This window comes from Dethiosulfatibacter sp. (assembly GCF_983023055.1).
The window spans coordinates 1-7,269 of the sequence record NZ_CEZJXU010000079.1; the positions used below are offsets into that span (position 1 = coordinate 1).

Sequence of the window (7,269 nt, forward strand, 5' to 3'; positions counted from 1 at the left end):
TTACGGAGCAGGGAACATTCATCTGATTTTCGAAGTGGACCGGCTTAAGCTTGTGTAATCGAGCAGGGCGAATTAACCCTACTTTTCATTCACCAACTTAATCACTTTCCCAAGAATTTCACCTGCCACCTCATCCTTAAGCATCTTTTCATAATCCTTTTGCACACCATATTTATCAAGAATGGTCACAATATTCGTGTCAGTTCCAAAACCTGCGTCTGTTTCCTTGATGTTGTTTATTATTATGAAGTCAAGGTTTTTGGAAACAAGCTTTCTTTTTCCATTTTCAATTATATTTTCAGTTTCGGCAGCAAACCCTGCAAGGATCTTGTCACCTTTGTGTTGTCCTATATATTTAAGTATGTCGGGATTCCTTTCAAGTTCAATATTAAGATTCCCGTCTTTTTTCTTTATTTTATTGTCTGCTACTGATATTGGTCTGTAGTCGGCAACTGCAGCAGATTTAATTACTATTTCAATTGAGTCAAGTTCGTCCTTCACAGCTTCGAACATTTCATCGGCTGACTTTATTCCTATGAACTTTAGAAGTCCATCAGGCTTTTCTATATTCACAGGACCCGATATAAGAGTCACCTTTGCTCCAAGCTCCACAGCTTTTCTGGCTATTGCATAGCCCATTTTTCCAGTTGAGTGGTTAGTAAGATACCTTACAGGATCAAGAGATTCCTGGGTAGGACCTGCAGTTACAAGTACAGTCCTTCCTTTAAGAGGCTTGTATGGATTAAGCACCTCTTCAAGCTTTGCTATTATATTTTCAGCATCAGTCAGTCTTCCTGCTCCTACGTCTCCGCAGGCAAGATATCCTGAATCAGGCTCGGCGAATATATAGCCTAGATTTTTAAGGGCCTTCATATTGTCCTGTACAACAGGATTCATATACATGTTTGTGTTCATTGCAGGCGCAATTACCTTCGGTGCAGTTGAAGCCATTATTGTGGTAGTAAGCATGTCATCAGCTATTCCATGTCTTATTTTCCCTATGACATTGGCAGTTGCTGGGGCTACAAGAAATACATCTGCAGACTTTGCAACGGATATATGTTCCACATCCCAGTGGTCAAGATATTCAAACATTTCAGTATATACCTTCCCTGCACTTAAAGTCTGGAAAGTCAAGGGGCTTACGAACTGGGCAGCGGATTTTGTCATGATGACTTTCACTGTTGCATTCAGTTTCTTAAGCCTGCTTACAAGGTCACATACCTTATATACTGCAATTCCTCCAGTTACTCCTATTACTATGGTTTTATCCTTAAACATTTTATCACCGCATATACATTAGATTTTTCATACTTATGTCAAGAGACATGTATGAATGGGTGAGCTTTCCTACGGAAATATAGTCGACTCCAGTTGAGGCAAGCTCCTGTATATTTTCTAATTTAACATTTCCTGACACTTCAATCAAGGCATTTTTTTTAATTATGCCTACTGCTTCCATGATTTTTACCCTATCCATATTGTCAAGCATAATGATGTCGGCCCCTGATTCCAGTGCCTCTCTCACATCATTCAGTGATTCTGTTTCCACCTCGATTTTTCTTACAAAGGGCATGTTGGCCCGTATTGTTTCAACAGCATTTTTGATGGAGCCTGCAGCCTTTATATGATTATCCTTTATCATAACTCCATCTGAAAGATTGAAGCGGTGATTTGTTGCTCCGCCGGTTTTTGTGGCATGTTTTTCAAGGATTCGTAGTCCTGGAGTTGTTTTTCTTGTATCGAGAATCTTTGCATCATACCCCTTTGCAGCCTCCACATACTTCCGTGTCAGTGTGGCTATTCCAGACATTCGCTGTAGAAAATTCAGAGCAACCCTTTCCCCCGAGAGGATTGCCTTTGAGCTTCCTTTTATTGAACCGATTTTTCCCCCTGCTTCAGAATATTCCCCGTCTGAAACTAGAAACTCAACATTTGAATCTTCTCCCATAATCTTGTAAACCCTCTCAAATACTTCTACTCCACAAATAACTCCCTCTTCCTTCTGAATGATGTCTATTGTACAGCTTGTATTAAGGGGTATTATATATTCTGTTGTGATATCACCATGAGGCATATCCTCTATAAGTGCATTTCGTATTATTTCATCTACTATCAACCAGTTCATTTTTCAAATCCTTTCTCATATTTCCGATTATTTCTATTGCCTTATTTCTGTTGTTAGTGACAAGGTTTTTGCCTTCGTTAACTGAATAGCGTAACAGAGGCTCAAAAATTTTATTGTTTTCTCCAATGACAGCATTAATATCTTCTGCAGCCCTCTTTGAAAAAACCAAACCCTCCAAAAGGGAATTGCTGGCAAGACGGTTGCCTCCGTGTACGCCAGTGCATGAACATTCTCCCACTGCATAAAGGTAATCCATTGATGTTCTAGAATGAAGGTCAACACCTATTCCTCCCATGTGGTAGTGCTGGGAAGGAGTTACAGGTATCTTGTCAGTTGCTATGTTTATTCCATGTTTTAGACATTCCGAATAAATCTTTGGGAACCTTCTTTTAAGGTATTCTTCACCAGTATGGGTAATGTCAAGATATACGCAATCTGAATTTGTCTTTTCAAGCTCCTCAAGGATTGCCGATGTTACAGTATTTCTTGGAAGAAGCTCTTTAACAAATCTTTCTCCCCTGGAGTTGAACAATAAAGCACCCTCTCCTCGCAGTGATTCAGAAATGAGAAACCTTCTCTTGTCCTCTCTTTTTTCAAGATAGAGAGCAGTAGGGTGGTACTGTATATAGCCTGGAGTGTCAAGCTTGATTCCATGGTTTTTAGCAATGGCCATTGCATCACCGGTTAGACAGCTTTGGTTGGTGGAGTTTTTAAAAATCCCACCAATTCCACCGGAAGCAAGTACAGTAGCTTTTGAACCAATATAAATCGTTTCTTTTTCTGAAAGACAATAAACTCCCAGACATTTGCCGTCTCTATTTTCAATATCGAACATGGTAGTATTTTCCACTATTCGTATATTTTCAAGGCTTTTCACATGTTCGTAAAGGGTTTCAAAAACTAGTTTTCCACTTTTGTCATTGCAGTGGACGATTCTGTTTTTTACATGAGCACCTTCCTTTGTGTATTCGAATTCTTCCAGGTTTTTGTTGAAGGGAACTCCCAACCTGTCAAGATCAAGTATGCTCTCCCTTGACTCATTTACAAGAACCTTAACGGATTCCTTGTTGTTCAAATACATTCCAGCCTTCATTGTGTCCATGAAAAAGGCATCATAGTCGTACTCATTCACCCTTACGGCTATTCCGCCCTGGGCAAGATAGGTGTTGCATTCTTCAGGTGATTTTTTTGAAAGCATTACAACATCCAGGTTCTTGTCAAGGTTTAATGCACAGTAAAGTCCTGCAACGCCTGTTCCAATTATTAGAACATCAGCATTTAGTATTTTCATTTCATCATCATCTCTTTTCAGCCAGTTTTATCATATTTTCAAGAGCCATTGCAGCCTTGTTTGAAACTTCTTCATTCACTTGTATTTCATTATCTCCAAACTTTAAACATCCATATACATCCTCAATGGATGTCCTTTTCATACCGCCGCAGACCATGTCAGGGAAGTGGAAGACCTTGTTCTCGGTTTTTTCTTCCAGAGCAAAGCCTATGCCTACTTCAGTCACTATTATGAATTCATCATGTTCTGAATCTATGGCATGATTAAGTATCTGTCCCGTAGATCCAATGAAATCAGCCAGGTCCCTTACATCCTTTATGGATTCAGGATGTACCAGAACCTTCGCCTGAGGATGTGTTTCCTTCAGTGATTTAACTTCCCTGGCACTTACATTATCATGTACACAGCACTTTCCACTGCCAAGAATAACTTCCTTATCCGGACATTGGGCGGCAATATATGATCCAAGGTTCTTATCTGGTACAAATATTATTTTTTCACTTTCTATATTGTTAACGATGTCTACTGCGCTTGATGAGGTGCAGCAGGCATGGGACATTGTTTTAATCTCAGTTGAAGAATTGATATAGGACACTACTGCAGCATCTGGATGGTCCTCCATGAGTTGAACAAGCTCTTCATTGAGGAATTCATCAACCATGTTGCAGTTGGAGTGTACATTGCCTATAAAGACTCTCTTTTCGGGAGACAGTATCTTGGCACTTTCAGCCATGAACTCAACTCCGCAGAATACTATATAATCCGCCTCTGATTGCTGGGCGATTTTGCTCAAATAATAGGAATCCCCTACATAATCAGCAATTCCTTGAATTTCCCCGGGCTGATAGTAGTGGGCAAGAATTATTGCATTCCTTTCCTTTTTCAGTTTTTCAATTTCTTTAATCATACTCATATAAATCTCCTTTCAGGTGACAAGACACCTGACATAACATTGAGAATAATATACCACTTTTCGACTGAAATTTCAAATTTTTTCACTTTTTTAATCCAAAATATTCTGTGACATCCTGTCTTGTCTAGGGGTGTTTTCATTAATTACCAGTATTCAATTTCTCCTGTGATGATTCTCTAATGCCATAACTTGTTTACATTGGAGTTAAAATAATGTAAAATTAGATGTTGCAAAAAAGCGGCTATGCAGCGTTAACTAGTACACAGTGCATTTGCGTTAGACGCGAAGCGGATAGTGTACAGGCAGTTATTAAGACACGAAGGAAAGTTTCCTATTTCGTATAACACCAACGATTCAAGGTGTTATGCATATTTAACTTTCCAAATGTTGTAAAAATATATGCAAGGAGCAGGACTTGAATAGAAACTTAAAGACTAGAAGACTTACTGAAGCAGCACTAACAACAAGCATACTAACTATATTCGCAATGATTGGAAGCTTCTTGATTCCATATATAGATTTTATATATCCTCTTCCAGCCATACTACTGGCAAAGAGACAGGACTGGAAGATATCGACCATGGCTCTAGTGACAGCTTCAATAGTCATATTCATATTGACGGGGATGATACAGACAAGCCTGTATTACCTGGTACTCTACACACCCATGGCTGCAGTCATGTGCTACTTCATTTCCAAGGACGATAGACCCTGGAAATCAATAGTATTCGGAGGAGTGGCATATCTTTTATCCTTCCTTGTAATGATAATGCTTATGCAGGCATTTCTTGGAATAAACTTTGTTGATCAAATAAGGGAAACCTTCGTAGAAAGTTTGAATATTCAGGAAAGCCTTCTTTCAAGATTCGAAGGAATGGAAGAGCAGCTTGCTTCAACGAGAACGCTCTATGACGCCATGTTAAATGCCTTCGTGATTCTCATGCCGGGTATAATAATAATATCGGCTCTGTCAATGTCCTCAATCAACTATATGGCTGCCTACAAAATGGGCAAGAGACTAAGAGTAAAGCTGGTGCCAATAGGAAAATTTACCCAATTCAGACTTCCAGACAATATAGCAATAGGAATCCTTGTATTCATGGGCGGAACCTTTATTATCAGTCAGACAAATATTGTGAACAGCGACACCCTGACTGCAAACCTAATATTCATATTCCAGATAATGTTCTTCATTCAGGGTCTAGCCGTAGCTAGATTCATGATGGATAGGTTTAAAATTTCAAAGATATTGAGGATAGTATTGATTCTATCAATAATCTTTAATTCCTACCTTACTCTGGCAACTACATTCGTGGGACTAATTGACCAGGTGATGGACATTAGGAAGATTAAAAAAACTAACAGGTGGTAGATAATGAAAATATTTAGAGGACCAAACTTCCTCATGGAAGACAGCAGCATCTTTTTCTATATTTCGTTGGTAATGTTGGTTGGATTTGTAATAAGAGGCGAATTAATAATGGCCGTCATAGCAGCAGTACTGATTCTTTTGGCACTGCGACTAAGCAAAACAAGACATGAGGACAAGAAGAAACAGCTTAACCAGTACCTCATTGAATTCACAAATACAATAGACGGTATGTCCAGACAGGCCCTTCTCAACTTTCCAATACCGCTGGTAATAATTAGCGACACGGGAGTGGTTTACTGGTACAATTCAAAATTCAAGGAAATAATGAGCAGCAAGAAGGGACACAAGGAAAACATAAAGGAATATTTCCCATCATTCCCACTGACGGAACTTGCAGAAAATGGAGATTCCTCATCTTTTGACTTACAGTCAGGTAACAGGAACTTCAATGTAATGTACAACAAGGTTGAAGGAAGCGGAGAAGAAAACACCGTATACCTTTTGTATCTACTGGACAACACAAGATTTACTTCTTTAATGGAAGTGTATATGGCCGAGAAGTCAATAGTAGCCCTTGTGGAAATCGACAACTATGATGAAATGTATAAAACAATAGACAGGGTAGCCAGGGCATCACTAATGGCGGAGATAGAAAAGCAGCTCAATGTTTTTGCACAGAGAATGAACGGTTATGCAGTTAAATACCTGGATGATAGATTCGTCATAATGTTTGAAGGCAGATTCCTGGAAAACCTTGAAACAAAGAAATTCGACATACTTGAAGAAGTAAAGGAAATACGTACTGAAAAGGACGAATTCTTCACCCTTTCTTTTGGCGTGGGAACTGGAGGAAAGACACTGAATCAGCAGTTCGAATATGCAGATGGAGCACTAAGCATAGCACTTGGTAGAGGTGGTGACCAGGCAGTAGTAAAGAGCCCTGGTAAGGTCAACTACTATGGTGGAAGAAGCAAGGCTGTTGAAAAAAGGACAAAGGTAAAGGCAAGGATGATATCCAACGCCATAAGGCAGATATTCTCCCAGTCGTCAAATGTAATAATTACGGGACACAAGACAGGGGACATGGACTCCCTTGGAGCAGCCCTTGGAATCTACGCCATAGCGAAGGGAATGGGCAAGAATGCATATATAGTTCTCAACGAATTAAATGCAGCCCTCATCAATATTCATGAAAAGATGACCCTTGCAGGGGAAGAATATACAAGCATAATAATAAACAACGAAGAAGCACTTAAGCTCATAGACGAGGATTCCGTGGCCGTAGTAGTGGATACACACAAGCCAAGCTACTGCGAAGCAGGTGAAATTCTTGAAAGCTTTGAAAAGATAATGGTCATTGACCACCATAGAAGGGGAGAAGAATATATCGAAGATCCAATCCTTGACTATGTGGAGCCTTACGCATCATCAACCTGTGAGCTTATAGCAGAGCTTTTCCAGTATATGGACGACAAAATTCAACTTACCAAGCTTGAAGCAGACGCTATGCTTTCGGGAATAATAATGGATACAAATGCCTTCACCTTCAAGACAGGTGTAAGAAC

Annotated in this window: 6 protein-coding genes; 2 read left to right on the forward strand and 4 right to left on the reverse strand. The window is 39.6% G+C overall.

The annotated features are described in order from the left end of the window. Window positions 1-78 precede the first annotated feature (78 nt). The 4 genes from coaBC to nadA are packed head-to-tail and all read right to left on the reverse strand — an operon-like array spanning window position 79 to window position 4,332. The gene (gene coaBC / locus AC3AX0_RS04365) at window positions 79-1,281 is read right to left on the reverse strand and encodes a bifunctional phosphopantothenoylcysteine decarboxylase/phosphopantothenate--cysteine ligase CoaBC (protein ID WP_487549085.1); all 1,203 of its coding nucleotides are present in this window, start codon (window positions 1,279-1,281) and stop codon (window positions 79-81) included. Window positions 1,282-1,285: 4 nt separating this feature from the next. Continuing rightward, window positions 1,286-2,128 carry a carboxylating nicotinate-nucleotide diphosphorylase gene (gene nadC, locus AC3AX0_RS04370; RefSeq protein ID WP_487549086.1) on the reverse strand — a complete coding sequence of 281 codons (843 nt, stop codon included), beginning with the start codon at window positions 2,126-2,128 and terminating at the stop codon, window positions 1,286-1,288. Next, entirely contained in the window at window positions 2,106-3,419 is a 1,314-nt protein-coding gene (locus tag AC3AX0_RS04375) for an L-aspartate oxidase (RefSeq protein WP_487549087.1), read from the reverse strand. The genes nadC and AC3AX0_RS04375 overlap by 23 nt, the downstream gene beginning before the upstream one ends. A gap of 7 nt (window positions 3,420-3,426) precedes the next feature. After that, the gene (gene nadA / locus AC3AX0_RS04380; RefSeq protein WP_487549088.1) at window positions 3,427-4,332 is read right to left on the reverse strand and encodes a quinolinate synthase NadA; all 906 of its coding nucleotides are present in this window, start codon (window positions 4,330-4,332) and stop codon (window positions 3,427-3,429) included. Between the two features lie 415 nt (window positions 4,333-4,747). Here nadA and AC3AX0_RS04385 point away from each other — a divergent pair, with 415 nt between their 5' ends. Both AC3AX0_RS04385 and AC3AX0_RS04390 read left to right on the forward strand, forming a co-directional pair. Beyond that, on the forward strand, window positions 4,748-5,704 hold the full coding sequence (locus tag AC3AX0_RS04385) for a YybS family protein (RefSeq protein ID WP_487549089.1): 957 nt from the start codon (window positions 4,748-4,750) through the stop codon (window positions 5,702-5,704). Between the two features lie 3 nt (window positions 5,705-5,707). Next, window positions 5,708-7,269, forward strand: a 1,562-nt coding sequence (locus tag AC3AX0_RS04390) for a GGDEF domain-containing protein (RefSeq protein ID WP_487549090.1), incomplete at its 3' end; no start/stop codon positions are given.